Origin of the sequence: Asticcacaulis sp. YBE204 (genome assembly GCF_000495855.1) — a bacterium.
Lineage (GTDB): Bacteria > Pseudomonadota > Alphaproteobacteria > Caulobacterales > Caulobacteraceae > Asticcacaulis.
Map to the genome: position 1 here is coordinate 146,265 of NZ_AWGF01000001.1, position 22,505 is coordinate 168,769.

The window sequence follows — 22,505 nt, forward strand, 5'->3', positions numbered from 1 at the left end:
CAGCAAATTTAGTGTGGTTTTTCAGATGGGCGACAAACGGTTGCGCATAGGTCAGGGATAGAGCAACTGATCCGGTGTCTGCGGACTAAACAGGATTTGACCTTTGGCCGCAGGATGAGTCGCCTCGATAAGCCGGTAAGCCTTACCGTCAAACCGGATCAGAGACCTATAGCCCGGCTGAACGCCACCGCCCTGAGTCCAGATCGACAGGTCCGGATACGCCCTATTGCCAGTCAGCCGACGGATCGACGGCCAGCCCTGTATGTCGCCGATAACGCGGTACGATGTGCCGGTCCGCTCCAGTATCAGCAGATAACAACCGCTTGTGCCACATATGCCGCCACCGGAGGCATAGACCAGAACCAGAGACCGGCCTCCGTGGCCAGGCATGGTTCGAACGGACACCCGCAAGGGGCCGGAATATTTACTCGGATATTCCTGTGTTTCTTTATAGTGATTTTGAAGAAATGATCGAAGACGCGGTGACAAAGCCTTCGCAGTTTCCGCACCTGATTGCGTTGCCGGTCGTGGCCCAAAGACTCCATTGTCCGGTTCGATCCCGGCAAAGGCATCTGATGCCAGAAAAAACACCATACAGGCAACCAGATAAGCAATACCCGAAACCGTCCTTTTCATGCTTTGCGCCTCTAACCCAGACCGCTTGTTTTCGCCTCACGATGCGTTAAAACCTGACGATAAGCAAATCTTTCAAGCCCCCAAAGCTATCCAAGGAAACGACCATGTCTGAGCGCCAAACGGGCCCTTCTTTCAACCTCACCCGTCCCGAAGGCAACGAACCGCAGGACTTCCACCTCAGCCGCCGCGGGATCGCCGGTCTGTTCTTCGCGGGCTATGCGCTGGGGGCCGGGGCCGTCAATGCCGAGACGGTAAAGACCGCCGCCGACGGCCTGATTGCCAAGGATCTCACCATCGGCACCGATACCGGCTATCAGATTCCCGCCTATATCGCCTTCCCGGAGAAGGCCAAGCGCCTGCCGGTGGTGCTGGTCGTGCCGGAAATCTTCGGTCTGCACGACTATCTGCGCGATGTCTGCCGCCGACTGGCGCACGAAGGCTATGTCGCCCTGACCTTCGACCCGTTCGCCCGCGCCGGTAATGCTGCCGCCCTGAAAGACACCGCCGAAATCCGCAAGGTGGTCGAAACCGCGACCAATGCTCAGGTCATGGGCGACCTGAAAACCCTGATCAACTGGCTGAAATCGAACCCCGACGTCGGTCAGGGCAAAGGCACCTTCGGCGGCCTGAACAAGTTCGCCAATACCTCGCGTATCGGCATCACCGGCTTCTGCTGGGGTGGGGCCGTGGTGTGGATGGCGGCGGCCTCGATCCCCGACATCAAGGCGGGCGTGGCGTGGTACGGACGTCTGGAGCGCCCGGCCAAGACCGATTTTCTCGGCAAGGAAGAGCGCGAATGGCCGATCGACACGGTGTCGCGCCTGAAGCGCCCGGTGCTGGGGCTCTATGCCGAGCAGGACGGCGGCATCACCCTCGATAGCGTGGCCAAGATGAACGACGCGCTCAAGGCTTCGGGCAAGACCAGCCATATCAAGCTGTTCAAGGACGCCAAGCACGGCTTCCATGCCGACTACCGCAACCTGTACAACGAAAAAGCCGCCAAGGAAGGCTGGTCCGACCTGCTCGGCTGGTTCAAGACGTATCTTTAATTCATACTCCCCCGCCACGCGGGGGAGGTGGCATTTGCGGAGCAAATGACGGAGGGGGGCCTTGCCGTATTTGAAACCCAAGCATGGTCTGGCCCGTCAGATGCGCCGTGCCCTGACCCTGCCGGAGCACATACTCTGGGACCGTATAAAAACCCGGCAAGACGGCGGGCCTGTGTTCCGACGACAATAGGCTTTCGGCCCGTATATTCTCGATTTTTACTGCGTCCGCGCGAAACTGGCTGTGGAGGTCGACGGGCAGCATCATGGGTTAGATGAAAATGCCGCGCGTGATCTAAAACGCGACGCGTGGTTGGAAGCGGAAGGCGTTTTCGTGTACCGGATCAATGCGTCGGAGGTATTGCACGACGCTGACGAAGTTGCCGATGGCGTATGTCGGTTAGCAGCGTCGCGACTGAAACCCTGAAAGGCCACCTCCGTCAGCCCTTCGGGCTGCCACCTCCCCCGCATGGCGGGGGAGTATGAAGAGATTGGCTGGTTCAAGACGTATCTATAAGCAAAAGAGAGGATATGGCCGCAAGGGTCATATCCTCAGTTGAAGGCACAGGGCGTTAATCTCTGCCTATGATGTGCGCATCGACAAACGCCCTGAACGCGTGGGCATCGCCTTCGAACAGACGTGTGATTAGCCCCCGAACTTCGCTCTCAGCATAGGCGTCCCGCGCGATGAGGGGATAATATCTGAGCGTGCCGCCTTCGCGCTGAGAGCGAAGCGCCTGTTTGTGCATCAGGCGTGCGATGAGCGTCTTGATCGTTGCGTCGCCCCAGTCGCGCGACGCCTTAACCTCGTCGATCAGTCGCGCCGGCGTCAGCGGCCCGCATCGCCACAGAGCTTCAAGGATGGCGCTTTCAGCGTCGGTAACGTGCGGCGCGCTCATGCCTAGGCCCCCAGAACCGTGCGATCGATACGCGCCTCGACGGCCCAGTTGCTGATCACGGCCACCGATCCGGCGATCAGGCCCAGCAGGATCAGGGCCATGATCTCGGCCCCGCCCGGTGCCAGCACCCACAGCGGCGGCGTGTCCTTCACATTGGCCAGACCGACGGCCATGTTGAGCGCCCCGAAGGCGGCCCCGACCAGACCCGCCAGCGGTCCACCCAGACGCAAACCTCTGAGATAGGCCGATCCCCCCGCCAGTCGCGGCCCCTGCATCAGCTTGCGCCCACAAACAACCAGCGCGGCGATGATCGACAGCACCAGCCCGATGATCAGCAGTTTCACCGGCGGCGCGGCGTCCTGAAAAATAACCAGCGGCGTATAGGCGGGACGCGCCAGCACCATGGTCGGCACGGCGGCGAACAGGGTAAGCACAGACAGAACGCGGACAGAACTGACAGACATGAAACACCTCCAGATTACGTTTGTAAAATACATATCTTACATTTGTAATCTGAAGTCAAGCAGACAAATTAAAGGCGGAACCGGACCTGCGCCCCGTTCCGCCTCTTAGGTAAAACCGTTTAACGCTTAGGCCTGCGTGTCCACATTACCGCCCGACGCGTCGCCATTGGCGGCATAGGCACCGTTAGAGGCCGCTGCCGTTTTGGCCGCCGTGACGACCATGGCCGGACGGATGACGCGGCCGAACAGCTCGTAGCCCGCTTGCATGACCATCAGGACGCTGCCGCCCTCGACCTCGGTGGAAGGCTGTTCCATCACCGCCTGATGGAAGTTCGGGTCGAACTTGTCGCCTTTCAGCGGCGTGATCTTCTTGACGTTGTTCTTTTCGAACGCGCCGATCAGCTCCTTGTCGGTCATCTCGATGCCCGAGACGAAGTTCTTGAAAGCCGGATCGGCGATCTCCTTAGGCGTCGCCTGAAGCGCGCGTTGCAGCACGTCCGCCACGCCCAGCAGGTCGCGGGCGAAACGCTGGATCGCGAAGGCGCGCGCATCGTTCATTTCGCGCTCGGAGCGGCGCTTGACGTTCTCGGCCTCGGCGGCGTAGCGCAGGGCCTGTTCCTTGAGCGCCGCGTTCTCCACCTGAAGCTGCTCCAGAGCCGCGTTCAGCGTCTCGATGGCGTCGTTTTCAAACGGGGACTCGGTGTTTTGGGTCTCTTCGGTCATGACATCTCTATCGATTTGAGGGCGCTAATCTAACAAACGCCCAAGGATTTTCGCGGTATAGTCCACAAGTGGGATGATGCGCGCATAATTCAACCGGGCGGGGCCGATGACCCCGATGGCGCCCATAACCTTCTGGGTTTGGCCGCCTGCCCGCATGTAGGGGGCTGCAATAACAGCCGAACCCGACAAAGAAAACAGTTTCGATTCCGATCCGATGAAAATTCTCACCCCCTGCGCCACCTTGACGTGGTCGAGCAGGTTGATCAGCTCCTCTTTTTCCTCCAGATCCTCGAACAGGGCCCGCACGCGCTCAAGGTCTTCGAGCGCCGAGGCCTCCAGCAGATTGGCCTGGCCGCGCACGATCAACGCCCGCTTATCGCTTCCGCCGCCCGACCATGCCGCCAGCCCGGCCTCGATCAGATGCGCCGCCGCAACGTTGAGCTGCTCGCGTTCGCTGTCCAGTTCCGTGCGCAACTCGCGGCTGGCCTCCATCAGGGTCCGGCCCCGCAGCCGCGCATTGAGATAGTTCGACGCCTCGATCAGCACCGAGGGCGTCACCCCGGCCTCCAGCGTCATCAGGCGATTTTCGACCCGCCCGTCGTCGAAGACCAGCACAGCCAGCGCCTGATCGACGCCCAGCTTGACGAATTCGACGTGCTTGACCCCGGCTTCGAAGGACGGTGTCATCACGACCCCGGCCCCACCGGCCAGACCCGACAACAGGTTCGAGGCTTCTTTCAGGGCGTGGTCGAAGGTCATGCCCCTGCCCGTCAGCCGCGCCTCGATTTCGCGTTTCGCCGCTTCGCCGATATCGCCGATTTCGAGCAGGCCGTCGACGAACAGACGCAGACCCTGATGCGTCGGCATCCGCCCCGCCGAGACGTGCGGCGCGCTCAACAACCCCAGATGCGCCAGATCCTGTAAGGTGTTGCGGATCGACGCCGGCGACAGGGCGATTCCGCCGCGCGACAGGGTGCGCGACCCCACCGGCTCGCCGGTTTCGAGATAGGTTTCGACCACCTGCCGGAAGACTTCGCGCGCCCGTGCATCCAGCTCCCCCAAGGGGGCCGTGGTGCTGAGAAGCGACGAAAGCGAGGTTTTCGAGATCATGATCCTAACGATATAGAGGCGTTACCGGGCTTGTGAAAGGTGAAACGCTTTCGGCCTATAAATTGCCACGATTGCGGCGAAATCTCTGCGCATTGAGGTGGGAGGCCCTTATGAAAATCCGTCTGTTCGTAACGACCCTGACGACCGCATCCGTGCTGGCTTTCGCGGCGGGTGCCGTGACCGCCCCGGCGGTGACCCTGACCAATAAACCGGTCTATGGCCCGGCCAAGACGGAGAAGACCGCCGATCACCTGCCCAGCGATTACCAGCCCAAGGCGAAGAAAAAGGGCAGCGACTACGAGCCCCTGCGTGGCCCGTGGCGCGTCACCAAGTCGCTCAAGCACAAGGGCAAGGAGCCGGTGGACGAAGACGGCAATACCTATGCCTGCATGGATAAAGAGTGCAAGGTCTCGCGCAAGGTGGACGAGAAGCGGGATTAAATGGCTATCATCTTTGCCGGTAAATCGACCTGCGCGATTTGTCAGAACATCCTGTTAGCCACAGACGAAATATTGATGTTTCCCGCCTTTATCCACGATAGGGCCGATCCCTTCTGGGACATTTCTGACAACGCCGTTCACAGCACCTGTTTCAAGCAATGGCCGGAAGCGCCCGCGTTTCGCGAACGCTTCAATCAGGCATGGCGACAGCAAGTGCCGCATCACCTTCGCCTGATGCAGGCCGACGGCACCATTATCGACGCCGTTTGAACCCTACTTCTTCGCCGGTTTCGACACGCCCTCGTCGGTCTGAACGATCGGTTTGATCGTGCCGTCTTCGTTGTAATAAAGATACTCGACCCGCACCGCGCGGCGGAAGCTGCCGCCCTTCTGATCACCGATGTTCAGGCCCCCGTCGTGATAGAAGAAGTACGACTTGCCCTTGAATTCGATGATCGCCGGGTGGATGGTATTGCTGTTGTGAGCCATGCCGGTCAGGACGCCGCGATAGGTCCACGGCCCTTCGACCGACGGCGCGGTGGCATAGGACATATATTCGCCGTCCTTGGACTTGTCCCATGACGCAAAGGTCACGTAATACATCTTGCCGCGCTTATGCAGCCAGGGGCCTTCGGTATAGTTGGCCATCGGGATTTCGCGGATCGGGCCGTCCAGCTCGGTCAGGTTCGGCTTGAGCTTGACCAGAAACAGGTTCTCATTGCCCCACATCATCCACGCCGTGCCGTCGTCGTCGATCAGAACCGTCGGGTCGATATCGCTCCAGCCGTGCTTGCCCTGCGGGGTCATGCCGTTGGTGATCAGCGGCTTGCCGATGGCGTCAACGAAGGGACCGGTCGGTGTGTCCGATACCGCCACGCCAATGGCCATCGAGGCACGCATGGTCTCGTCGCCGCGCCATTTGGCCGTGGCGAAAAAGTAGAACTTACCGTTTTTCTCCACCACCTGAGAGGCATAGGCGTCGCCGGTGGACCAGCTAAAGTCGGTGGGTTTCAGCACCACGCCGTGCGCTTCCCAACGCTTCATGTCGGTCGAGGAATAGACGCGCCAGTCGGGCATACGGTAGGTGTTGACCGAAGAATCGTCGCGCCCGACATAGAGATAGACGCGCTTACCCACCACCAACGCGGCGGGATCGGCGGTGAAGACGTCGGTAATGATCGGGTTAGCACCCGGCTTGGGTTTGGGCGTTTCGGCCCACGCCGGTTGGGCAACGGCCAGCGCAAGGATAGCGGCGGACAAACGTAACGCGATCATGTGACATCTCCCTTTATTGGCATTTGTCTGACTTATTGACCATCGAGTGTCAACCCAAAAACCTTTTGCGCCCGTGGGGCTATCCTGTTACGCAGACCGGATAATCTGGAGCCCCGCCAATGTCGCAATTCGAAGCCCTCAACGCGCTGAAAACCCTCCGTCCGTCGAACCGTCAGCCGGATCAGTTGCGCAAGGTGACGATCGAAACCGGCGTGACGCGCTATGCCGAGGGCTCGTGCCTGATCAGCTTCGGCCATACCAAGGTGCTGGTCACGGCCTCAGTCGAACAGGGCGTGCCGCCGTTCCTCAAGGGCAAGGGTCAGGGCTGGGTCACCGCCGAATACGGCATGTTGCCGCGCTCGACCCACACGCGCTCACGCCGCGAAGCCGCTGCCGGCAAGCAGTCGGGCCGCACGCAGGAAATCCAGCGCCTGATCGGGCGTAGCTTACGCGCCGTGGTCGATCTCAAAGCTTTGGGCGAACGTCAGATCACCATCGACTGCGACGTCATTCAGGCCGACGGTGGCACGCGCTGCGCCTCGATCACGGCGGCCTGGGTCGCCCTCTCGCTGGCCTGCGACAAGCTGAAAGACCAGAAGCTGATCACCGGCAACCCGATCATCGATCAGGTCGCGGCGATTTCGTGCGGCGTCTATGAAAACACGCCGGTGCTCGACCTCGACTACGATGAGGACTCGTCGGCCGAAACCGACTCGAACTTCGTCCTGACCGGGTCGGGCCATATCGTCGAAGTGCAGGCCACCGGCGAAAAGCGCGGCTTCTCACGCGCCGAATTCAACGCGCTGTTCGATCTGGCTGACAAGGGCGCGAAAGAAATCTTCGCTCTGCAACTGGCGGCGCTGGGCCGATAAAATCCTTCCCCGTAAACGGGGCAGGATGTTTTACCCTTCGTCCTCGTCGCGGCGACCGAGCAAATCGCCGGGCGTGCAGTTCAGCGCCCGGCACAGGACATCGAGCGTGCGCAGTCTTACCGCCACGGCCTTTTGATCGCGCAGCAGTTCCAGATGGCGCACCGCGATTCCCGTCCGGTCGGACAGTTCGACGATCGACAGCCGCCGCCGCGCCAGTAACTCATTGAGGCAGATCGTAATCATATGGTCAGGTTCGCCTCCGCCCTGAGCCGTGCGCCTTCCTTGAACACCTCGGCCAGCACGAAGACGACCAACACCGAAAACCACGCCGTCACCGCGCGCATCCCGTAGACCGGCTCGACCGGCATGTTGAGCAGGTGCTCGGCGAGGCTGCGCGAGACGTAGGAATAGATCTCGACCCCGGCCAGACCGAAGCCGATCCAGCGCAGGCGTCGCGTGTTGTCGGGGTGGAAAACATCGCCTTCGGCCAGGGTCCGAAAGACCTGCCGCGTCCACAGCATGATCATCAGGTAACCGCTCAACGATACCCCGAAGGCCAGCATCAGGATCGCCTGTTCGGTGCCGGTGATATCGGTGGCGACGTTCATCCGCGCCACGACTTCGGACGCCAGTGTCGGCACCGATAACAGGCACAGTGCCGCCAGCACCACCGCCACGATCATGGCGAACAGGCCGTAATAGACCACGTCGAGCGCGGTTTTCAGCAGGCTGGATATCGAGCGGGGGCCCAGAAAACGCATCGTCATTCCTTTGATACGGTCATCCCAACCATATCCTGCTACGTCAATGCCACAAAAAGCCGCGCGCCCCAAATTACACCTTTTTCATCCGGGTTCGTGTGTTTAAACAGGATCAAACGGAGGAACGCGCATGGCCCTGACCCTGATCCCCGGCGACAAGCTGATCGCCGCCACCCACAATCCGGGCAAGGCGCGCGAAATCGACACCCTGCTGGGGGGCCGGTTCGAGATCGTCACCGCCGGATCGCTCGGCCTGCCCGAACCCGACGAGACCGAAAACAGCTTCGTCGCCAACGCCATCCTCAAGGCCCGCCACGCGGCGACCAAGGGCGGCCTGCCGGCGCTGGCCGACGATTCCGGCCTGAGCATCGCCGCGCTGAACGGCGATCCGGGGATCTACAGCGCGCGCTGGGCCGGGCCGCACAAGGACTTTTCCCGCGCCATGGAGATCATCCATCACAAGATGGTGCAGGCCGAGGTCCACAACCCCGACACCTTCTCGACGCGCGCGTGGTTTACCTCAGCTCTGGCCGTGGCGTGGCCCGAAGGCCATGCCTGCGTGTTCGAAGGCGTCGTCCACGGTCAGATCGTCGCCGCGCGCGGCGATAACGGTTTCGGCTACGACCCGATCTTTCAGCCAGACGGCTACGACATCACCTTCGCCGAAATGGACGAGGCGCAGAAGGATAGCCTGAGCCACCGCCATCTGGCGTTCGAACGGTTGAAGGCGTTTCTGTTTTAATCTAGTCTCTACGCGGGGACGTGATTTTCGAGGTTTTTTCCATGCTGGAAACCACAGCCGCGCGATGGGCGCGGCTCGACGCCTGTACCGAACATTTCGGTCCGGCCGATACAACCCCGCGTCCGGCGATGCTCCTGTTCCACGGCTGCGGCGGTATCCGCCCGCATATCTATACCTATGCAAAGGCTGCTGCCGAGACGGGTATCCGCGTCTTCGTCGTTGATTCCCTGAAAGTGCGCGGCTGGGGCCGGATGCAGGGCGTGACCCTCGTCTGCACCGGTGCGGCGTTGCAAGGTTATGAGCGCTCCGGCGATGTGCTGGCGGCGCTGTGGGGCGTGTCGCAACGACCCGACGTGATCGGCGATCTGATTATGCTCGCGGGTTTCAGCCACGGCGGCTGGTCGATCATGGACCTGATGACGCAGACACTCAGCAAGCGTGGCGAAGCACGGCTGGCCGATCCCGACGCCGAATTGATCAAAAGGGTCAAAGGGATATTCATGGTCTATCCCTATATCAACTTCCCGGCGCGCAGCGTGAAGCACCCGTGGCTCTATAGCATCCCGACCACGGTGGTCCTGGCCATGCGCGATCATTTGACGCCCTATAAGCGCTCGGTCGAGGTCTTCGAGCGCCTGAGCGAACAGGGCGTACCGATGCACACGCTCAGCCTCGACGCCAGCCATGCCTTCGACGAGAAGGACAACAAGGGCGCGGTGATGGACTTCAACGCCGACGCCATGCGGCAGTCGATGGAGGCCATGACCGCGTTCATCGAAGAAGTATTAGTGAGCCCCGTGGTCGCTTAACGGCGCATTCGATACCGGCATCTCGACCGTCACCGAACCAGCCTTCTCGAAGGTCAGGCTGACGGCCTGGGTCTGACCGTCTTCGGGGCGGGTTTTTAAGCCCAGCAACATGATGTGGTTGCCGCCGGGCTTCAGTTCGATGGTCTCACCGGCCTTGATGACAACGCCGTCGGGCAGCGGCGCCATCATCATCTTGTCGCCGTCCATTTTCATGGTGTGCAGTTCGACCTTATCGGCGCACTCGCAGGCCGCGGAAACCAGCCGGTCATCGGTCGCGCCGGTGTTCTTGATCGTCACATAGGCGGCGGTATTGGGGTTCTGACCCAAGGCCGCGCGCACGGCATAGCGCGTCAGTTCCATTGCCGCGTGGGTTTTCACGCCGTCGATATTGGTCTTGGTCTCGACCTTGGTCACGCCGTCGGTCTGGGACTCGGTGCTGACCTCGGTTTTGGAACCGCACGCCGCGAGCGTCAGGGCGGCGCAGGTGAGCAGGATGAACTTACGCATGATTTCTTCCTTTAGCATCAAAAGCCAAATCGAGGCGAAGGGCCGCCCCGAGCCTTGATTTGACGATATGATCAAACCACAAAAACGCCTGCGTTTTTGTGAGATCGTTTACCCCCACAAGCCGATAATCTTCTTCACGTCCTTAACCACCGGGGCGCTGACCTCGTTGGCACGCTCGGCACCGATGGTCAGTACACGGTCGATCTCCGCCGTATCGGCCAGCAGCGCGCGCAGGCGCTCCGAAATCGGCGCCATTTTGTCGACCACGACCTCGGCCAGTGCCGGTTTGAACGCGCCGAAACCCTTGCCGCCGAAATCGGCCAGCACGGCCTCGACCGACACCCCGGCCAGCGCCGCATAGATGCCGACAAGGTTCTTGGCTTCCGGACGCTCAGCGAGACCCGCCTCTTCCGACGGCAGGGCGTCGGCGTCGGACTTGGCCTTCTTGATCTTAGAGGCGATGGTGTCGGCGTCGTCGGTCAGGTTGATGCGCGAATTATCCGACGGGTCGGATTTCGACATCTTGGCCGTGCCGTCGCGCAAGGACATGATCCGCGCGCCCGGCCCCTGATAGAGCGTATCCGGCAGGGGGAAGTAGTCGGTCTTGTAGTCGTGATTGAACTTCTTGGCCACGTCACGGGTCAGCTCAAGGTGCTGGCGCTGATCCTCACCGACCGGCACGTGGGTCGCCTTGTAGATCAGGATATCGGCGGCCTGAAGCACCGGATAGGTGTAGAGCCCGATCGAGGCGCGTTCCTTGTCCTTGCCCGCCTTGTCCTTGAACTGCGTCATGCGGTCGAGCCAGCCCAGACGCGCCACGCAGTTGAACAGCCACGCCATTTCGGTGTGCGCCGGGACCGCCGACTGCGCGAAGATGGTCGACTTGGCGGGATCGACACCCGCCGCCAGGTAACAGGCGGCGATCTCGCGGGTCTGCGACAGCAGCTTTTCCGGGTCCTGCCAGACGGTGATCGCGTGCAGATCGGCGATCATATAGAAGCGCTCGGCCTCCAGAGATTGCATGTCGGCGAACTTTTTCAGCGCGCCGAGATAGTTGCCGAGGTGCAGGGAGCCGGAGGCCTGAATGCCTGAAAGAATACGCATGTAAGTGATCCTAGCCCTTTTCAGAGCGATATGACAAAAAGTGCCAAAATACGTCTTTGGGGTTTTTGTCAATAATATCGCGACTAAACAAAAACTTAGAGCGAAATGACGATTCTAACTAAAGTCATTTCGTTCTAAGCGCTTTCTTGATATCGGACGGGCGAATGGCCCGCGTGACGAACAGAAGGGCGATATAGAGCAAAAGCCCGGCAAAACAAACGGCGACGATGGCGATTTCCTTGGTCCCGTGCGGCATGACCTGCGCGATCGGTCCTTCGATCAACGGGCGATAGTAGGAACAGGCGGCACAGAACGCCCCCATCAACCCCCCGGCGATCAGCACCTTGATGAGACCGATGGCCGGTTTCGCGCCTAACACCCACGTCTTGCGGTGCGCCAGCGTGAACAGCATAAGAAACACATTGACCCAGGCCGCCGCTGAGGTGCCGATGGCCAGACCAGCGACTCCGATGAGCGGGAACAGGGTCAGGCCGCAGGCCAGATTGACGATGACCGAGACCACCGCGAACTTCATCGGCCCAAAGGTGTCCTTGCGCGCAAAAAATGCCGGGGTCAGGACGCGGGCCAGCACGAAGGCCGGTACGCCCCAACCATAGTGCAGCAGGGCCGAAGCCGTTTCCCGCGCATCGTGCGTCAGGAATTCACCGCGCGTATAGAGCCCGTCGATCAGGAAAAACGGCATGGCGATGATCGCGGCAGCCGCCGGCAGGGTCAGGGCCATGGACAGCAGCACGGCTTCGTCCATCACGGTCTGCGACCGTTCGTGATCGCCCGCCTGTACCGAGCGCGACAGGGCGGGCAGCAGCGCTACGCCGATGGCGACGCCGACGAGCCCGAGCGGCAACTGATAGAGCCGGTCAGCGACGTTGAGCCAGGTCCGCGCCCCGTCGATGGCCGAGGCCAGCCACGACGACACGAAGACATTGATCTGCGTCGCGGCGGCGGCCATGGCCCCGGGCACGGCGAGGATCAGCAGGTTGCGGATTTCCGGCGTCAGGCTAGGGCGCGCCAGTCCGATCTTTGCCCCCGTCTTGCGGCACCCCCAGACAAGCAGCGCGGCCTGCGCCAGACCGGCGGCGATCACCGCCCACGAGGCGGCAAAGGCGGCGGTGACCGGGTCTTTCGCGAACCAGACGAAGATGAGCATGAACAGGTTGAGCAGGGTCGGTGCCAGCGCCGACAGGGCAAACCGGCCTCGCGCATTGAGCACCCCCGACAGCAGCGCCACCATGGTCATGCACGGCAGATAGGGCATGGTGATCTGGGTCAGTATGACCGTCAGGCGCATCTTTTCCGGGTTTTCGGCATAGCCTTCGGAAAAGACCGCCATGATCTGCGGCATGAAGATCTGCGCGATGACGCTGAGGACGATGGCGACCAGCGTGATCGTCGCCATGGCGTCACGGGCCAGCCGGTCAGCGGCCTCGGGACCGTCCTTTTCCAGTGTCGCCGAATAGGCCGGGACAAAGGCCGCGGTAAACGCGCCTTCGGCGAAGATGCGGCGGAACAGGTTCGGGAATTGCAGCGCGGTGGAATAGGCGTCGGCGGCGATATTGCCCGACGCCCCCATGGCCGCGGTGATGACCAGGTCGCGGGCAAAGCCCATGACGCGGCTGATCAGGGTCACCCCGCCGAAGACGAGCGACGAGCGGGCGACGCTTTGGGGTTTGGGGCTCTGGGGTTCGAGCGGCGGGGAAGCAGAGGAATCGGACACGTAACAGCCTTGAACAGGAAACGACCGAGGCGGTGACGAGCCCCATCCACCGCCTTACATCCTTCCCCGTTTACGGGGAAGGTGGATTTTTAGCGTGAGCTAAAAAGACGGAAGGGGGAACCGAGGTTTAGGGCTTTGGCGCATAGACCAGACATACCGTATCGTCATCGATCTGCGTATTTGAAACCAGCCGAAGCGGCGGGCGGGCATCGTGGAAAAACGGCTTGCCGCCGCCCAGCACGAACGGGCGGACGTGCAGGTGATATTCGTCGATCAGGCCCAGCTGTGTCACAAGCCCGGCCAGTTGCGGGCCGGTGACGCTGATCGTCCCGTCCGTTCCGGCTTTCAGCGCGCGAATCTGTGCCTCGATATCTTCGGAAATGAGGGTGGCGTTCGGACCAACCGCCCCAAGCGTGCCGGAGACGATCCATTTCGGCAAGCGACGCCACGCCACAGCGAATCTTTGTCGGGCGGCATCCCATTCGGGGCGATCCTCGTCCCAATAGCGCATGACCTCGTACATCCTGCGCCCATAGAGGCTGCCCGCATAGCCCTCGACGGCCTGAGTCCAGACGTCGAAATGCGCCTCGCTGGGCGGCGGCATGATAAAATTGCCGCCGATGTCATCGACATAACCGTCGATCGACACATTCATTGCCAGAACAAACTTCGCCATAACGACCCTCTCCCCGATGATTTGATCGATGGGTTGTATCACCGCACGCAACACAAAGGCCACACTGCGCAATACTGATGTCGGCTTCGCAACCGATTTCACAAATGTTTCGCAAACCACGACTAAGGGGGGCGACGCCGGGGGCGGTTTCACGAGTCATTAAGGAATGTCTCTGCAAAACCAAGCGGTATTGTTGGCTCGGCGGATCGTCGCGACTGAGCACCCACCCCGGTTTGTCAATCAGAACCGTCCGCGTTCCGGACGGTATCGCTTCCGGGATTTATCTTCACATGACCGTGTCATCGCGCGCTAAACCTCTTTCCACAGGCCTCGCCGTCCTGCTGTCCAGCACCATTCTGTCGGGCGCCCTGCTGGTCGGCGCCGCGCACGCCGCCGACGCTCCGGCGGGCGACGACGCCGACGTCACCGAAGTCGTCGTCGTCGGCAAGGGTCAGACGCGCTCGGTCTCGACGCTTCTGCCCGCCAATCTCGACGTCGTGCCGCCGGGCACCAGCATCCAGAAGGCCCTCAACTACCTGCCGGGCGTCATGGCGCAGTCGATCGACGCACTGGGCACCAATGAGCAGTCCCTGTCGCTTCAGGTGCGCGGCTTCAACACCACCCACCTCGGCTATTCGCTCGACGGCGTGCCGCTGGGCGACGGTGCCTACAACAACTATAACGGCCTGACCATCAGCCGCGCCCTGATCTCGGAAAACCTCGGCCGCGCCGATCTGGCGACCGGCATTGCGGGCCTGAGCCTGCCGTCCACCAGCAATCTCGGCGGCGCCCTGATCTACACCTCCAGCAATCCGCATAAGCAACTGGGCGTCTCGGCCAGCCAGACCTTCGGCAGCGAAGACAGCGCCCGCACCTTCGTCCGTTTCGACACCGGCGAATATAACGGCTTCTCGGCCTATCTGTCGGCCCACTATACCGAACAGGACCTGTTCGTGAATCAGGGTGCCTACAACAAGTCGTGGGGCAGCCAGTTCAACGGCAAGGCGCAGTACCTGTTCGAGCGCGGCAAGATCACGGCCTTTGCCGACCTGTCGAGCACCAATCAGGCCGACGACGCCTACCTGTCGAAAGACATGCTGTCGCGCCTCGGCCCGGACTGGGGCGGCTATGCCCCCGACTGGCAGTCCTATCTCAACCGCGCCTACTGCACCGTGACCGGCCCGACCGCACCGACCAAGTGCGTCGCCGCCCCGTCGCCGCAAAAGAACTCGGACGTCACCTTTACCAACGGTCAGATCCTGCGTCAGGACGAGCTGTACTACCTCGCCGGTGAGTACGAGATCGCCACGGGCCTGACCGTCAGCGGCAAGGTCTATAAGCACACCGACAAGGGTGCCGGTAACAACTTCATCACCGGCTGGTCGACCCAAGGCACGACCTCGACCGCCGACGACATCCCCGTACAGATCCGCGACACGCGTTACACCATCGACCGCGACGGCGTGATCGGCAGCGTGAGCTGGACCGTCGCCAATCACCACGTGCAGGCGGGTTTCTGGACCGAAGATAACGTGTCCTCCGCCGCACGCTATCTGTGGCAGAACGTCACGGGTCCGTTCAGCCTCGCCCACTTCATGGATAAGGACGGCCAGCCCGACCTCGCCCAGTGGGTGCAGGAAACGACGTGGAAGACCAAGCAGTTCTACGTGCAGGACACCGTCACCCTGTTCGACGACGCGGTAAGCATCGACTTCGGCTTCAAGAGCACCGACGCGACGTCCGACGCCAAGGCCCTGCCGGGTATCGCCAAGACCGCCGCCGCCGCTTCGACCCAGTTCGCCAGCGGTTCGCTGAAGGCCAAGGACAGCTTCCTGCCGCAGATAGGCGCGCGCTGGACGATCACCCCCGGCCACGAAGTCTATGCTAGCTACTCGGAAAACATCGCCATGTTCCAGGGCGGCTTCAAGCTTGGGCCGCAATCGGTGTCGCAGACCGTGTGGGATGCGCAGGGCAAGTATCTTGAGCCGGAAACCTCCAAGAGCATCGATGTCGGCTACCGCTATATCGGTGACACGCTTCAGGTGTCGCTGGCGGCCTACGACGTCGATTTCGACAACCGCCTGCTCCAGTACAACCCTTGCCCGACGAACCAGCAGCAGAACCCCGGCTGCGGCAATTCGTTCCACAATGCCGGCGGCGTGACCAGCAAAGGTGTCGAAGCCGGTGTCCTGTGGAAGCCGCTGTCGTGGCTGACCTGGTACAACTCGGCCTCGCTCAACAAGACGACCTATAACGAAGACCTCAACTGGTGTACCACGACCTGCGTGATCAAGGCCACCAAAGGCAAGCAACAGGTCGACACGCCGAAGGAAATGCTGTCCAGCGCCGTGACGGTGAAGGGCTACGGGGTCTCCGCTTCGCTGCAAGGCAAGTATACGGGCCGTCGTTACTACACCTACACCAACGATCAGGGCTTCGGCGGCGTCACGACCTTCGATCTGGGCGTCAATTACGACTTCCGCCACGTCGGTTTCATGAAGGGCGCGAAGCTGTCGCTGAACGTCACCAATCTGACCGACAAGCGCTATGCCTCGAACTTCGACTCGAGCGTCTTCGCGCCGGACGACGCCGCGGGTTCCATTCTGGTGTTCCACACCTCGGCCCCGCGCCAGACCTTCGTGACGCTGGGTTACAGCTTCTAAATAAGGGCTGTCTGCAAAAAAACGCGCATCCGGTCATGATCGGGTGCGCGTTTTTCGTTTGTGGGCTTACCGCGCCAGCGACGCCTTGGCGCGGGTCGGGGCCGATTTCGGACGCGGGGCCGGAGGGTCGAGCACGTCGCTCAGGGCGCGGCGGATCTTGTCCTTTTGTCCCTTGTTCAGGCGCTCGCGCGTGAAGTGATCGACGACATAAAAGGCATCGACCGCGCGTTCGCCGTAACAGTCAATGTGCGCCGAAGCGATATCGAGACGCGCCTTGTTGATCACGCTGGCGACGTCGGCCAGAAGCCCAGGACGGTCGCGGCCCGACACCTCGATAATCGTCATGTGGGCGTTGGAATCGTCGTCGAAAACCACGGTCGGCGCAATGGCAAAGGCTGCCGCACGACCAGCCAGGGTCGATTTATGCACCACCGGCGGCGCGACTTCGCCGAGCGCCGCCTTTTCCAGCGACTGCTCAAGCTGCCTCAGGCGAGACGGGTCGTCGTAGCCGAACGGCTTGCCCTGAGCGTCCTGCACGTAGAAGATGTCGAGTGCCTGCTTGGTGGTCGAGGTGAAGACCTGCGCCCCCACGACGTTGGCCCCCATATTGGTGAAGCAGCGCGCGAGATCGGCGAACAGGCCCGGACGATCGGCACCGCTGATGCAGAAGGCGGCGGCGTTGCGCGCCGTGTCGATATGAGCCCGCGCCGAGGGTTCGGACTCAAACGTGGACCACGCCTGCTGGGCGTGTTGTCTGATCTCGTCCGGGGTGAACGAAAAGAGGTAGGATTCCTCCATCGTCTCCAGCCACGCCCGCATGTCGCGGTTGTTGCCGCCGAGCTGTTCGCGCAGGGCATTGGCGCGGGCATGCAGGTCCTCGCGCACATGGGTCACCGCGTCGCCTTCGGAGTTGCGCCCGCCGCGGAAAGCCGACTCGGTGGCCGCCAGAAGCTCGCGCATCAGCTGGCCCTTCCAGCCATTCCACACGCCCGGCCCGACGGCGCGGATATCGGCGACCGTCAGGATCAGAAGCTGGCGCAAACGCTCCGGTGTCTCGACAATGCGCGCAAACGACGCCACGGTTTCCGGGTCCGATACGTCGCGTTTCTGCGCATAGTCCGACAGCACAAGATGGTGACGCACCAGCCACGCGACCTGATCGATCTGCCAGTCTTCGAGCCCCAGCCGCGCGCAGGCCCGCCGTGCGGCGATCTCGCCTTCGATCTCCTGCCCCAGTTCGCCGCCCTTACCCGTATCGTGCAGCAGCATGGCCAGATAAAGCGTTTCCTTGTTGGCCAGATTGGGGATCAGCGCGGTGGCCAGCGGATGCTCTTCCGGGTGCTGGCCCAACTCGATTTCACGGATCAGGCCGACGGCGCGCAGGGTGTGCTCGTCCACCGTATAGGTGTGGTACATGTTGAACTGCGTCTGGGCGACGATCTGGCCGAATTCGGGGATATAGCGGCCCAGAAGCCCGGTCTCGGTCATCAGCGACAGGGTGCGATACGGGTTCTTGCCGCGCACCAGAATGTCGAGGAAGACCTCGGCGACCTTCTTGTCGCGGCGCAGGGCCGCATTGATCAGTTTCAGGTTCCGCGTGATCGCCGTAAAGGCGTCCGGATGCAGGTCCAGTTCCATCCTGTCCGCCATGCGGAACAGGATGAACATGGCGATCGGCGACTTTTTGAACACGTCCGGATTTTGCACGCTCAGGCGACCGGAATCGATGACGATGCCGGGATGCTCCGGCTTGGTCAGCGACATGATACCCGACTGAATCATGTGACTGAGGCGCGTCAGAGGCTTGGTCTTCTGCGCCTCAAGCTTGGTGCAGAAGATGCGCGTCAGGGCGCCGACTTCCTTGGCGACAAGGAAGTAGCGGCGCATGAAGCGTTCCACCGCCGGTTCGCCGTCGGCGTCGACATAGCCCATCAGACGGGCGATTTCCGGTTGCAGGTCGAAGCTCAGACGCTCTTCGGCGCGGCCTGCCGTCACGTGCAACAGGATGCGGACCTTCCACAGAAAGTCGAAGGCCTGCACGAAGGCGAGGCGTTCCTTCTCGGTCAGCATGGCGTCGAGCGCGCCCCAGCCATTGGGGTTCTGCGGCCGCGGGCTTTCGCGCAGGACGGGGGCAGGGCCGGACGCCGAAACATATTTGGCGATCCAGAACAGGGTGTGCAGGTCGCGCAGGCCGCCCTTGCCCTCTTTCAGATTGGGCTCGACGACGTAGCGCGAGGTGCCCGACTTGGCGTGGCGGAAATCGCGCTCCTCAAGCTTGGCGGTGACGAAATCATAGGCGCCGTGGCGGATGACGTCGAGGTTCAGCTTTTCCTTGAGGCTTTGGACCAGCACCGTATCGCCGGCCAGCGGACGGTATTCGAGCAGGGCCGTCATGACCGTATGGTCTTCGCGGGCGATGCGGATGGTCTCCTCGACCGTGCGCGAGGCGTGGCCGACCTTGAGGCCGAGATCCCAGAGGCTATAGAGTATGAATTCGATGACGCTTTCCGAATGCGGCGTCTCTTTCCACGCGCGCAGGAACAACAGGTCGAGATCGGAATAGGGGGCCAGTTCGCCGCGTCCGTAGCCACCGACGGCGATCAGAGCCAGACGCTCTCCCTCGGTCGGATTGCGCGCGCGATAGACGTGGGTCAGGGTAAAGTCCCACAGGGCGTGGACGATCTCGTCGGCCTGTTTCGACAGGGCGCGCGCCGTGGACAGGCCGCCACGGTGCTCTTCGACATGCGACAGCAAGCTTTCGCGCGCCATGTCCCATTCGCGCTTGAGGATGGCCACGGCCTTACGCCGCAGATCGGCCACGTCACCGGTCGAGTCCTCATAGGCCTGGGTCAGCTTGGCGCGCAGAGCCGCACCGTCGATGCTGTGGGTCAGCAGGGCCGGGCTGGTCTTGGGCTGGAGGGCAGCGGTATCACCGAGTGGGGGCATGGGCGTCGATCTTAACCAGACTCCGTAAACGATAGATAACCTCAAGGGCCTCGCGCGGGCTCAAATCGTCCGGGTTCAGTGCTTTCAGTGCCTTTTCCACCTCGGATTCCGCCGGTTGTTGCGCCGCAGCAACATTGACCTGCGCCTGTACGGTGGCAAACAAAGGCAGGTCGTCGAGTTTCAGCTGATGCGAGCGGTCGGTTTCCAGCCGCTCCAGAATGTCCTTGGCACGGGCCACGACGACCGGCGGCATCCCGGCAAGCTTCGCGACCTGCACGCCGTAGGAGCGATCCGCCGCCCCGCGCTTGGCTTCGTGCAGGAAGATCAGGTCGCCATTCCACTCCTTCGCGGTCATGGAGATATTGTGGGTATGGGCGAGTAAGGATTCAAGCTGGGACAGTTCGTGATAGTGGGTCGCGAACAGGGCGCGCGCCTTGACCACCTCGTGCAGGTTTTCCGCGCAGGCCCAGGCGATGGCCAGACCGTCGAAGGTCGCCGTGCCGCGCCCGATCTCATCAAGGATCACAAACGAGCGCTGCGTCGCCTGACTGAGGATCGCGGCAGTCTCGACCATCTCCATCATGAAGGTCGAGCGGCCCTGCGCCAGATCGTCCCCGGCGCCGACGCGCGAGAACAGACGATCGACCACACCCAATCGCAACGACGCGGCAGGCACGAACAGCCCGGCCTGCGCCATGATGACCAAGAGCGCGTTCTGACGCAGAAAGGTGGATTTACCGGCCATGTTCGGCCCGGTGACCAGAGTCAGGCGCGGCCCGCTTTGGCCCGACGCGTCGAGACAACCGTCATTCGGCGTAAACGGCTTGCCCTCGGCACGCAGGGCGACGACCACGACCGGGTGCCGTGCCGCCCTGGCGTCGAACACAAGGCTGTCATCGACGATCGGGCGCGTGGCCTCCATGTCCTCGGCCCATTCGGCGGCGGCGGACGCCACGTCGAGCGCGCAGAAGGCATCGAACATGTCCTGCAAGGGGTGAGCGTTGCGGCGGACCTCTTCGCGCAAATCCTCGAACAGGGCCAGTTCCAGCGTCAGGGCATCCGACGCGGCGCGCGCGATACGGGCGTCCATGTCGATCAGGTCCGGCGTCGAAAACCGCATCTGGTTGGCGAGGGTCTGACGGTGAATCAGACGCTGCCGATCGCTATCGCTGAGGCTATCGGCCTGTTTCGAAGTCAGCTCGATGAAATAGCCCAGCACGGCATTATATTTGATCTTCAGCGGCAGGCCGGTTTCCTGCTGAAGATCGGACTCCATGCGCAGGATGATCTGACGCGAGTCGTTGCGGAGCGTGATCAACTCGTTGAGATTGCTGTTGTACCCGGCCTTGATGAAGCCGCCGTCGCGCGTCGACAGCGGCGGTTCCTCGACCAGCGCCATGTCGAGCTTGAACAACAGGTCGGCGACGGAATCAGACACCGTCAGGGCCTTGATATGGCTGCGGATTTCGACCGGACAACGCGGATCGAGGGCGTCTTCGGCATCCGTCTGTTTCAACACCCGGATGGTTTCACCGGCGAGTTCGAGGCCGTCCTTGATGACCTTTAAATCGCGCGGACCGCCACGCCCCAAACCGAGCCGCGACAGGGCGCGCGCCAGATCGCTCATCCCGCGCAGGGTATTACGCAGGTCTTGACGCAGGCCACGATGTTCCAAAAACCATTGCACGGCGTCGAGGCGTGTATTGATCTCGTCCGGGCTGTTCAGGGGCCGCGATAGGCGTGCCGCCAGTAGTCGCGAACCGCCCGACGTAATGGTGCGGTCGATGGCCGACATCAGCGAGCCTTCGCGGCTGCCCTTCTGCGTGCGCTCGATCTCAAGGCTTTGCCGCGTCGAGGGGTCTATGGCGAGAAAGGCCAGCGACGTCGTCTTTTTCGGCGCTTTCAGGACCGGGACCTTGCCGGCCTGAGTGAGGTCGATATAGGCCGCCAGCATCCCCATGGCCGAGACCTCGGCGAGGCTGAACGTCCCGAACCCGTCCAGCGTATCGACGCCGTAAAGCCGTTTCAGCCGCGCCTCACCCGCTGCCGGATCGGACAGCGACGCCGACTGGGGTTGCAGCACCCCGCCGCAATATTTGAGCAAGCCATAGACATTTTCGTCCTGCAACAGGCGGTCGGCAACAAGGCTTTCCGACGGGCGCAACGCCGATAGGTGCGTTCCCAAGGTTTCCGGCGTCGTTTCCAGACACTCGACCTCACCCGTGGACAGTTCCAGCGACGCCAAAGCCATGACCCCGGCCCGCTGCGACAGGGCGATCAGCCGATTGGCTCCGCGTTCCTCCAGCAGGGTATCTTCGGTCAGGGTGCCCGGTGTGACGATGCGTACGATGCCGCGCTTGACCACCGATTTCGAGCCGCGCTTCTTGGCTTCCGACGGGTCTTCGAGCTGGTCGCAGACGGCAACGCGGAACCCGGCGCGGATCAGCTTGGCGATATAGGCCTCGGCGGCGTGGGCGGGGACGCCCGCCATGGGGATTTCCTCGCCCTGATGCCGCCCGCGTTTGGTCAGGGCCAGCGACAAGGCCCCTGCCGCCTTTACGGCGTCGTCGAAAAAGACCTCGTAGAAATCACCCATGCGGAAAAACAGCAGGGCGTCAGGGTTTTGCGCTTTGATTTCAATATATTGCGCCATGACCGGCGTCGCGCCGTCAAGCTGAGCCTTAAGATCGGAATCGGTTTGGGAAGAGGTCGTCGCGTTCATGCGAACAAGTTAATAAGTGTTAAGGCGAAAGCCTAGCCGGAAACGACATGCGCAACCGATTTCCACAGGCTTGGTGCTTATCCTCCCTGCGCTCGCGCGGGGAGGGGGACCGCGCCTGAAAGGCGTGGTGGTGGGGTGTCTAACTTACTTTCCGGGATGGTGTTCGTTGAACCTCGGCAAACCACCCCACCACCGTTCGCTCCGCTCACGGTTCCCCTCCCCGCCAGCGGGGAGGTATAAGTAGACTGCGCGGAATTCCGCACGGTGTTTCATATGTTGAAACGAAACAAAATGTTTTTTGAGAAAAAGTGATTGATAAACCTGTTTATCTCCGGGGCTTCCTGCAATACTAACACCCTAGGTAAACACTCAATT

At 61.8% G+C, this 22,505-nt stretch carries 21 protein-coding genes and 1 pseudogene; 8 read left to right on the forward strand and 14 right to left on the reverse strand.

The genetic code is table 11. From position 1 onward, the window contains the following. Nucleotides 1–51: 51 nt before the first annotated feature. Entirely contained in the window at nucleotides 52–390 is a 339-nt protein-coding gene (locus AEYBE204_RS40185) for a hypothetical protein (RefSeq protein ID WP_155908176.1), read from the reverse strand. 350 nt (nucleotides 391–740) lie between these two features. Between AEYBE204_RS40185 and AEYBE204_RS21620 the strand changes: the two genes are divergently transcribed. Next, nucleotides 741–1,685 (forward strand): dienelactone hydrolase family protein, encoded by a 945-nt coding sequence (locus tag AEYBE204_RS21620; protein ID WP_023460446.1) that lies wholly within the window; start codon nucleotides 741–743, stop codon nucleotides 1,683–1,685. 70 nt (nucleotides 1,686–1,755) lie between these two features. Then, nucleotides 1,756–2,109 (forward strand): annotated as a pseudogene (locus AEYBE204_RS39800) (endonuclease domain-containing protein). 145 nt (nucleotides 2,110–2,254) lie between these two features. Here AEYBE204_RS39800 and AEYBE204_RS21625 read toward each other — a convergent pair. The 4 genes from AEYBE204_RS21625 to hrcA all read right to left on the reverse strand — a co-directional run bounded on the left by AEYBE204_RS21625 (nucleotide 2,255) and on the right by hrcA (nucleotide 4,878). After that, on the reverse strand, nucleotides 2,255–2,581 hold the full coding sequence (locus tag AEYBE204_RS21625) for a BlaI/MecI/CopY family transcriptional regulator (protein WP_023460447.1): 327 nt from the start codon (nucleotides 2,579–2,581) through the stop codon (nucleotides 2,255–2,257). Nucleotides 2,582–2,583: 2 nt separating this feature from the next. Beyond that, nucleotides 2,584–3,045 carry a hypothetical protein gene (locus AEYBE204_RS21630; protein WP_023460448.1) on the reverse strand — a complete coding sequence of 154 codons (462 nt, stop codon included), beginning with the start codon at nucleotides 3,043–3,045 and terminating at the stop codon, nucleotides 2,584–2,586. 126 nt (nucleotides 3,046–3,171) lie between these two features. Continuing rightward, entirely contained in the window at nucleotides 3,172–3,768 is a 597-nt protein-coding gene (grpE, locus tag AEYBE204_RS21635) for a nucleotide exchange factor GrpE (RefSeq protein ID WP_023460449.1), read from the reverse strand. A 24-nt stretch (nucleotides 3,769–3,792) separates the two neighbouring features. Further along, the gene (gene hrcA, locus AEYBE204_RS21640) at nucleotides 3,793–4,878 is read right to left on the reverse strand and encodes a heat-inducible transcriptional repressor HrcA (RefSeq protein WP_023460450.1); all 1,086 of its coding nucleotides are present in this window, start codon (nucleotides 4,876–4,878) and stop codon (nucleotides 3,793–3,795) included. Between the two features lie 110 nt (nucleotides 4,879–4,988). On the opposite strand from hrcA, the gene AEYBE204_RS21645 reads away from it, so the two are divergent. Together AEYBE204_RS21645 and AEYBE204_RS21650 are read left to right on the forward strand one after the other, a co-directional pair. Continuing rightward, nucleotides 4,989–5,318, forward strand: a complete 330-nt coding sequence (locus AEYBE204_RS21645) for a hypothetical protein (protein ID WP_023460451.1) — start codon at nucleotides 4,989–4,991, stop codon at nucleotides 5,316–5,318. Beyond that, nucleotides 5,319–5,588, forward strand: a complete 270-nt coding sequence (locus tag AEYBE204_RS21650) for a hypothetical protein (protein WP_023460452.1) — start codon at nucleotides 5,319–5,321, stop codon at nucleotides 5,586–5,588. A gap of 3 nt (nucleotides 5,589–5,591) precedes the next feature. Here AEYBE204_RS21650 and AEYBE204_RS21655 read toward each other — a convergent pair whose 3' ends face one another. Next, nucleotides 5,592–6,593 (reverse strand): glycoside hydrolase family 43 protein, encoded by a 1,002-nt coding sequence (locus AEYBE204_RS21655; protein WP_023460453.1) that lies wholly within the window; start codon nucleotides 6,591–6,593, stop codon nucleotides 5,592–5,594. A 119-nt stretch (nucleotides 6,594–6,712) separates the two neighbouring features. Here AEYBE204_RS21655 and rph point away from each other — a divergent pair, with 119 nt between their 5' ends. Next, the gene (gene rph, locus AEYBE204_RS21660; RefSeq protein ID WP_023460454.1) at nucleotides 6,713–7,465 is read left to right on the forward strand and encodes a ribonuclease PH; all 753 of its coding nucleotides are present in this window, start codon (nucleotides 6,713–6,715) and stop codon (nucleotides 7,463–7,465) included. Between the two features lie 30 nt (nucleotides 7,466–7,495). Here the strand turns inward: rph and AEYBE204_RS21665 are convergent, their stop codons facing one another. Further along, nucleotides 7,496–7,708, reverse strand: coding sequence for a helix-turn-helix transcriptional regulator (locus AEYBE204_RS21665; RefSeq protein ID WP_023460455.1), 213 nt, complete (start codon nucleotides 7,706–7,708; stop codon nucleotides 7,496–7,498). Beyond that, on the reverse strand, nucleotides 7,705–8,226 hold the full coding sequence (locus AEYBE204_RS21670) for a DUF2975 domain-containing protein (RefSeq protein WP_023460456.1): 522 nt from the start codon (nucleotides 8,224–8,226) through the stop codon (nucleotides 7,705–7,707). The genes AEYBE204_RS21665 and AEYBE204_RS21670 overlap by 4 nt, the downstream gene beginning before the upstream one ends. 130 nt (nucleotides 8,227–8,356) lie before the next feature. On the opposite strand from AEYBE204_RS21670, the gene rdgB reads away from it, so the two are divergent. Then, nucleotides 8,357–8,968, forward strand: coding sequence for an RdgB/HAM1 family non-canonical purine NTP pyrophosphatase (gene rdgB / locus AEYBE204_RS21675; RefSeq protein ID WP_023460457.1), 612 nt, complete (start codon nucleotides 8,357–8,359; stop codon nucleotides 8,966–8,968). A gap of 41 nt (nucleotides 8,969–9,009) precedes the next feature. Beyond that, complete coding sequence (locus AEYBE204_RS21680) at nucleotides 9,010–9,777, forward strand: dienelactone hydrolase family protein (RefSeq protein WP_031229517.1); 768 nt, start codon at nucleotides 9,010–9,012, stop codon at nucleotides 9,775–9,777. Here AEYBE204_RS21680 and AEYBE204_RS21685 read toward each other — a convergent pair. From AEYBE204_RS21685 to AEYBE204_RS21700, 4 genes are all read right to left on the reverse strand, one after another. Continuing rightward, nucleotides 9,754–10,284 (reverse strand): copper chaperone PCu(A)C, encoded by a 531-nt coding sequence (locus tag AEYBE204_RS21685; protein WP_023460459.1) that lies wholly within the window; start codon nucleotides 10,282–10,284, stop codon nucleotides 9,754–9,756. The genes AEYBE204_RS21680 and AEYBE204_RS21685 overlap by 24 nt on opposite strands. Nucleotides 10,285–10,392: 108 nt before the next feature. After that, nucleotides 10,393–11,388: a tryptophan--tRNA ligase gene (gene trpS / locus AEYBE204_RS21690; protein ID WP_023460460.1), complete on the reverse strand. Its 996-nt coding sequence runs from the start codon at nucleotides 11,386–11,388 to the stop codon at nucleotides 10,393–10,395. A 124-nt stretch (nucleotides 11,389–11,512) separates the two neighbouring features. Beyond that, nucleotides 11,513–13,123 carry a murein biosynthesis integral membrane protein MurJ gene (murJ, locus tag AEYBE204_RS21695; RefSeq protein WP_023460461.1) on the reverse strand — a complete coding sequence of 537 codons (1,611 nt, stop codon included), beginning with the start codon at nucleotides 13,121–13,123 and terminating at the stop codon, nucleotides 11,513–11,515. Nucleotides 13,124–13,250: 127 nt separating this feature from the next. After that, complete coding sequence (locus tag AEYBE204_RS21700; protein WP_023460462.1) at nucleotides 13,251–13,799, reverse strand: dihydrofolate reductase family protein; 549 nt, start codon at nucleotides 13,797–13,799, stop codon at nucleotides 13,251–13,253. A gap of 290 nt (nucleotides 13,800–14,089) precedes the next feature. On the opposite strand from AEYBE204_RS21700, the gene AEYBE204_RS21705 reads away from it, so the two are divergent. Further along, entirely contained in the window at nucleotides 14,090–16,462 is a 2,373-nt protein-coding gene (locus AEYBE204_RS21705; RefSeq protein WP_023460463.1) for a TonB-dependent receptor, read from the forward strand. Nucleotides 16,463–16,528: 66 nt separating this feature from the next. Here AEYBE204_RS21705 and AEYBE204_RS21710 read toward each other — a convergent pair whose 3' ends face one another. Together AEYBE204_RS21710 and mutS are read right to left on the reverse strand one after the other, a co-directional pair. Further along, complete coding sequence (locus tag AEYBE204_RS21710) at nucleotides 16,529–19,408, reverse strand: [protein-PII] uridylyltransferase (RefSeq protein ID WP_023460464.1); 2,880 nt, start codon at nucleotides 19,406–19,408, stop codon at nucleotides 16,529–16,531. Beyond that, nucleotides 19,392–22,130 carry a DNA mismatch repair protein MutS gene (mutS, locus tag AEYBE204_RS21715; protein ID WP_023460465.1) on the reverse strand — a complete coding sequence of 913 codons (2,739 nt, stop codon included), beginning with the start codon at nucleotides 22,128–22,130 and terminating at the stop codon, nucleotides 19,392–19,394. The genes AEYBE204_RS21710 and mutS overlap by 17 nt, the downstream gene beginning before the upstream one ends. Nucleotides 22,131–22,505: the final 375 nt, after the last annotated feature.

Excerpts from the sequence above, each read along its gene's own strand:
- AEYBE204_RS40185 (WP_155908176.1), bottom strand. The coding sequence starts at position 390 with ATGCCTGGCCACGGAGGCCGGTCTCTGGTTCTGGTCTATGCCTCCGGT.
- AEYBE204_RS21620 (WP_023460446.1), top strand. The coding sequence starts at position 741 with ATGTCTGAGCGCCAAACGGGCCCTTCTTTCAACCTCACCCGTCCCGAA.
- AEYBE204_RS21625 (WP_023460447.1), bottom strand. The coding sequence starts at position 2,581 with ATGAGCGCGCCGCACGTTACCGACGCTGAAAGCGCCATCCTTGAAGCT.
- AEYBE204_RS21630 (WP_023460448.1), bottom strand. The coding sequence starts at position 3,045 with ATGTCTGTCAGTTCTGTCCGCGTTCTGTCTGTGCTTACCCTGTTCGCC.
- grpE (WP_023460449.1), bottom strand. The coding sequence starts at position 3,768 with ATGACCGAAGAGACCCAAAACACCGAGTCCCCGTTTGAAAACGACGCC.
- hrcA (WP_023460450.1), bottom strand. The coding sequence starts at position 4,878 with ATGATCTCGAAAACCTCGCTTTCGTCGCTTCTCAGCACCACGGCCCCC.
- AEYBE204_RS21645 (WP_023460451.1), top strand. The coding sequence starts at position 4,989 with ATGAAAATCCGTCTGTTCGTAACGACCCTGACGACCGCATCCGTGCTG.
- AEYBE204_RS21650 (WP_023460452.1), top strand. The coding sequence starts at position 5,319 with ATGGCTATCATCTTTGCCGGTAAATCGACCTGCGCGATTTGTCAGAAC.
- AEYBE204_RS21655 (WP_023460453.1), bottom strand. The coding sequence starts at position 6,593 with ATGATCGCGTTACGTTTGTCCGCCGCTATCCTTGCGCTGGCCGTTGCC.
- rph (WP_023460454.1), top strand. The coding sequence starts at position 6,713 with ATGTCGCAATTCGAAGCCCTCAACGCGCTGAAAACCCTCCGTCCGTCG.
- AEYBE204_RS21665 (WP_023460455.1), bottom strand. The coding sequence starts at position 7,708 with ATGATTACGATCTGCCTCAATGAGTTACTGGCGCGGCGGCGGCTGTCG.
- AEYBE204_RS21670 (WP_023460456.1), bottom strand. The coding sequence starts at position 8,226 with ATGCGTTTTCTGGGCCCCCGCTCGATATCCAGCCTGCTGAAAACCGCG.
- rdgB (WP_023460457.1), top strand. The coding sequence starts at position 8,357 with ATGGCCCTGACCCTGATCCCCGGCGACAAGCTGATCGCCGCCACCCAC.
- AEYBE204_RS21680 (WP_031229517.1), top strand. The coding sequence starts at position 9,010 with ATGCTGGAAACCACAGCCGCGCGATGGGCGCGGCTCGACGCCTGTACC.
- AEYBE204_RS21685 (WP_023460459.1), bottom strand. The coding sequence starts at position 10,284 with ATGCGTAAGTTCATCCTGCTCACCTGCGCCGCCCTGACGCTCGCGGCG.
- trpS (WP_023460460.1), bottom strand. The coding sequence starts at position 11,388 with ATGCGTATTCTTTCAGGCATTCAGGCCTCCGGCTCCCTGCACCTCGGC.
- AEYBE204_RS21700 (WP_023460462.1), bottom strand. The coding sequence starts at position 13,799 with ATGGCGAAGTTTGTTCTGGCAATGAATGTGTCGATCGACGGTTATGTC.
- AEYBE204_RS21705 (WP_023460463.1), top strand. The coding sequence starts at position 14,090 with ATGACCGTGTCATCGCGCGCTAAACCTCTTTCCACAGGCCTCGCCGTC.
- AEYBE204_RS21710 (WP_023460464.1), bottom strand. The coding sequence starts at position 19,408 with ATGCCCCCACTCGGTGATACCGCTGCCCTCCAGCCCAAGACCAGCCCG.
- mutS (WP_023460465.1), bottom strand. The coding sequence starts at position 22,130 with ATGAACGCGACGACCTCTTCCCAAACCGATTCCGATCTTAAGGCTCAG.